Raw genomic sequence first — 4,161 nt, 5'->3', positions numbered from 1 at the left:
CCACCGGGGGTGGCCGGCGGCGCACGTCGGACGGTTGTGGCGGGCGGCCGCCCGACAGACCCCTCCGAGGGAGGAAAGGGATGAGGCCCTGCCCGGCGACCGCCGCCGGTCATCACGGTGGGGGGAGATCCGGATTCCGTCATCCGGGTTCCGATTGCCTGTGGATAACTCGTGGGCTGTGGATGAAAACGTTCACCCGGGCGGGGGGCTAATCGGCGAAGAATTGACGAAAGGGGTCACCGAGATGAACCGAGGCCCGCCGCATCCCGTTCCGTCGTTCTCCCGACCGCCGACCGCCGACCGCCGACCGCCGCACTCCGGACACCGCTTCCGGACGGGCCCGCACCACCGATCGGAACCAGCCGTTCGGTCCTCGACGGACATGAGCAAATGGCAACGCAGAGTGACGAAGGCCGATCGGCGAGCCGAGCTGCCGACACCCCCTGTAAGCCGACGACGCGCCGGCGCCGAATGCGCCACGAGGGGCGTTCAAGCCCCGAAAATGGCCCCGGACGTGCGACGACCCCCGCCGGGGGGGAGAGCGGGGGTCGTCTATCCACAGCCCGGCTCGGGGGGGAGGAGCCGGACCGGGTTAGCACGGTCGCGAACGATCCGTGACTTCCATGGTGTACCCGAGCGGCCAGAAACACAAACCCGCACGCCCGCGAGTACGCCGAATGGCGGGGTGATTTGCGGCTGCCTCTATCCTCGGTTCCCGTGGACACCACCGAGAACGCCGACGACCACGCCGACGAGTCCCAGGGCGACACGACCGGGCCCGAAGAGCTCCGCCCGCCCGTTCGCCCCCGACCCGGCGGGCTGCGCACGGCGGCCTTCTTCGACCTCGACAAGACCATCATCGCCAAGTCGAGCGCGCTGGCCTTCAGCCGCCCGTTCTACCAGGGCGGCCTGATCAACCGTCGGGCCGTACTGCGCAGTGCGTACGCCCAGTTCGTCTTCCTGGTCGGCGGCGCGGACCACGACCAGATGGAGAAGATGCGCGAGTACCTCTCCGCGCTCACCCGGGGCTGGAACGTCCAGCAGGTGCGCGAGATCGTCGCGGAGACCCTGCACAACCTGATCGACCCGATCATCTACGACGAGGCGGCCTCGCTGATCGAGCAGCACCACGCGGCCGGCCGGGACGTGGTGATCGTCAGCAGCTCCGGCTCCGAGGTGGTCGAGCCGATCGGCCGGCTGCTCGGCGCGGACCACGTGATCGCCACCCGGCTCAAGGTCGAGGAGGGCTGCTACACCGGCGAGATCGAGTACTACGCCTACGCCGAGAACAAGGCCGCCGCCATCCGGGAGTTGGCCGCGACCGAGGGCTACGACCTGGCCGCGTCCTACGCCTACAGCGACTCCTCCACCGACCTGCCGCTGCTGGAGGCGGTCGGTCACCCGTCGGCCGTCAACCCCGACCGCGCGCTGCGGAAGGAGGCGCAGGCCCGGGAGTGGCCGGTGCTGGTCTTCGACAAGCCGGTGGAACTGCGGCGCCGGCTGCCCGAGTTCTCCGCTCCGAGCGGCTCGGTGCTGACCGCCGTGGCGGTCGGGACGGCCGCGGTGACCGCCGGGGTGATCTGGTACCTGGCCCACCGGCGGCGTCCCGTCGCCTGAGGCCACTGGACCGGGCAATCCTTGGACAAAACGGTCAATCGTGATGGACTTCTCGTTTCGGGTTCCCCTTTCGCCCGAAACGCGATACAAATGAAGCACGGCCCGCGAGACCCGGTCAGGACCTAAGAGGTCAAACCGACAACGCAGTTCAGGCCCCACGGACCGCACGTACAGATATCCGGGCACCCACATGCAGCCGACCCGCTGTCGGGCCGCCGGACCAGACGAACGGGCAGGATCCCCGTCTGATCGGCACTTCCGGTGCATGCATGGTCACCCGGTATCTGCACCAGCGGCGGCACCCAGCAGGATCAGGTGCCGCCGCATCTGCGTGTCCGCGCGCCCCCCTCACGGGGCGCGCGCCGCCCGGTCCGGCCGCTCAGACCATCCCGCGCTGCATCGCCTCGCAGACCGCCGTGCTCTCCCGCACGCCGAGCCGCAGCGCCCGGCCGCAGTGCGCGATCCAGGCCGCCATCCCCTCGGGGGTGCCCGCCAGGTAGCCGGCCAGGGCCCGGCGGTAGGCGGCCGTGCCCAGCTCCGCCAGGCCGACCTCGGCCGGGCAGATCGACTTCGGGTCGAGGCCCTCGGCGATCAGCACGATCCGCTGGGCGGCCCGCGCGATCACCCCGTTGTGGGTGCCGAACGGCCGCAGCGCGAGCAGTTCGCCGTGCACCACCGAGGCCACGACGAGGGCCGGCGTGCCCACGCCCTGCCCCTCCGCGCGGGCCACCAGCAGCCGGGAGAGCTGGTCGAGCCGGGCCGCGACCTCCTCCGCGCCCGGAGCGGGCGGCAGCACGGGCAGCGGCCCGCCCACGGCCTCGACCTCGACGCTCTCCACCGGCTTCAGCTCCAGCGGGAACAGCTCCTCGGCGCCCTCCCCGGCCCGCCGCGGGCGACCGGCGGCCGGATCGCCGTCGCCGACCGCGAGCAGGTGCAGCCGGGCCAGCACCTGGAGCGGCGAGTGCCGCCAGATGCTGAGCAGCTGACCGGCCTCGGCGGCGATCCGCAGGGCCGCGCCGACCGTGCGGGCCTCGGGATCCGCGCCGAAGTCGCTGCGGCGGCGGACCTCCTCCAGCGGCCAGTCGGACCCGGCCAGGGCGGCCGACGCGCGGGCGCCGCGCAGCGCGGACTCGGAGGTGACCTCGGCCGCGCGGCGGCGCATCACCCGGTGGCCGTAGAGCCGGTCGACGGCCTTGCGCACCTCGGCCACCGCGTCGGGCACCCCGGGGAGCTGGGCCAGTGGGGCGAGGGGATCAGTTCCAGTGCTCACCTACCCGAGAGTAATGAACGAGGCGCCCCTCCCGGAACAGCAACCCCGCATCACCCATTAGAGGCAATCCTCACTTCCCCCTCCCGGCGAAACCCAAACCACGGCTAGCATGGCCGCTATCGGAGACGATAACGATTTCCAACTAGGGGGCGCGTCGTGCGCGACCCCTGGACAGGCGGCCCGCAGCGAGGGCCCTGAGCGAGAGCCGGAGTCCCCAGATGAAGATCGCCTTCGTCGGCAAGGGCGGCAGCGGGAAGACCACGCTGTCCGCACTGTTCATCCGCCACCTGGCCGCCATGGGCCGACCGGTCATCGCCGTGGACGCCGACATCAACCAGCACCTGGGCCCGGCCCTGGGGCTGACGGACGCTCAGAGCGCCGAGCTGCCCTCGCTGGGCGGACACCTGCCGGAGATCAAGGAGTACCTGCGCGGCAGCAACCCGCTGATCCGCTCCTCCGACGAGATGATCAAAACCACGCCGCCCGGCCGCGGTTCGCGACTGCTGAGGATCGTCGAGGAGAACCCGGTCTACGCCTCCTGCGCCCGCCCGATCGCACTGGACGAGGGCTCGGTCCGACTGCTGGCGACCGGCGCGTTCACCGAGGAGGACCTCGGGGTGGCCTGCTACCACTCCAAGGTCGGCGCGGTGGAGCTGCTGCTCAACCATCTGCTGGACGGGCCGGGCGAGTACCTGGTGACCGACATGACCGCCGGCTCGGACTCCTTCGCCTCCGGCCTGTTCACCCGCTTCGACCTGACCTTCCTGGTCGCCGAGCCGACCCGCAAGGGCGTCTCCGTCTACCGCCAGTACCGGGACTACGCCCGCGACTTCGGCGTGCAGCTGCGGGTGGTCGGCAACAAGGTGCAGGGCCCGGACGACCTGGCCTTCCTGCGCCGCGAGGTCGGCGACGACCTGCTCACCACCTTCGGGCAGTCGGACTGGGTGCGCCGCCTGGAGCAGGGTGCCGAACCGCCGCTGAAGTCCCTGGAGCCGGCCAACCGGGCGGTGCTGGAGGAGCTGCGGATCGAGGCCGACGCGGCGTACGGGTGGCGGGACGTGCGCCGCTACACCGAGCAGGCGGCGCTCTTCCACCGCCGCAACGCAGAGAGTTGGGCCAACGCCAAGGTCGGCACCGACCTCGCGACCCAGGTGGACGAGGACTTCGTCCTGGGTGAGTTCGCCGACGACGGCGAGCGGACGGCCCCGGCGGGTGCCCACGTCTGACCTGCGCCACCGCAGCCGAACGGGCCGCGGCCTCCCCCACCCCGGGGA

General features: G+C 71.6%; 3 protein-coding genes. 2 read left to right on the top strand and 1 reads right to left on the bottom strand.

Annotation, left to right across the window (positions count from 1 at the left end):
- The first annotated feature begins 819 nt into the window (after positions 1 to 819).
- On the top strand, positions 820 to 1,617 hold the full coding sequence (locus ACFU7Y_RS41125; RefSeq protein WP_224283934.1) for an HAD family phosphatase: 798 nt from the start codon (positions 820 to 822) through the stop codon (positions 1,615 to 1,617).
- Between the two features lie 379 nt (positions 1,618 to 1,996).
- On the opposite strand, the gene ACFU7Y_RS41120 is transcribed toward ACFU7Y_RS41125, so the two are convergent.
- The gene (locus ACFU7Y_RS41120) at positions 1,997 to 2,887 is read right to left on the bottom strand and encodes an oxidoreductase (RefSeq protein WP_224283932.1); all 891 of its coding nucleotides are present in this window, start codon (positions 2,885 to 2,887) and stop codon (positions 1,997 to 1,999) included.
- Between the two features lie 218 nt (positions 2,888 to 3,105).
- Here ACFU7Y_RS41120 and ACFU7Y_RS41115 point away from each other — a divergent pair, with 218 nt between their 5' ends.
- Positions 3,106 to 4,113 carry an ATP-binding protein gene (locus ACFU7Y_RS41115; RefSeq protein WP_224283933.1) on the top strand — a complete coding sequence of 336 codons (1,008 nt, stop codon included), beginning with the start codon at positions 3,106 to 3,108 and terminating at the stop codon, positions 4,111 to 4,113.
- The last annotated feature ends 48 nt before the right edge of the window (positions 4,114 to 4,161 follow it).

This window comes from Kitasatospora sp. NPDC057542 (assembly GCF_042801945.1).
Lineage (GTDB): Bacteria > Actinomycetota > Actinomycetes > Streptomycetales > Streptomycetaceae > Kitasatospora.
This window is presented reverse-complemented; position numbering and strand designations above follow the sequence as displayed.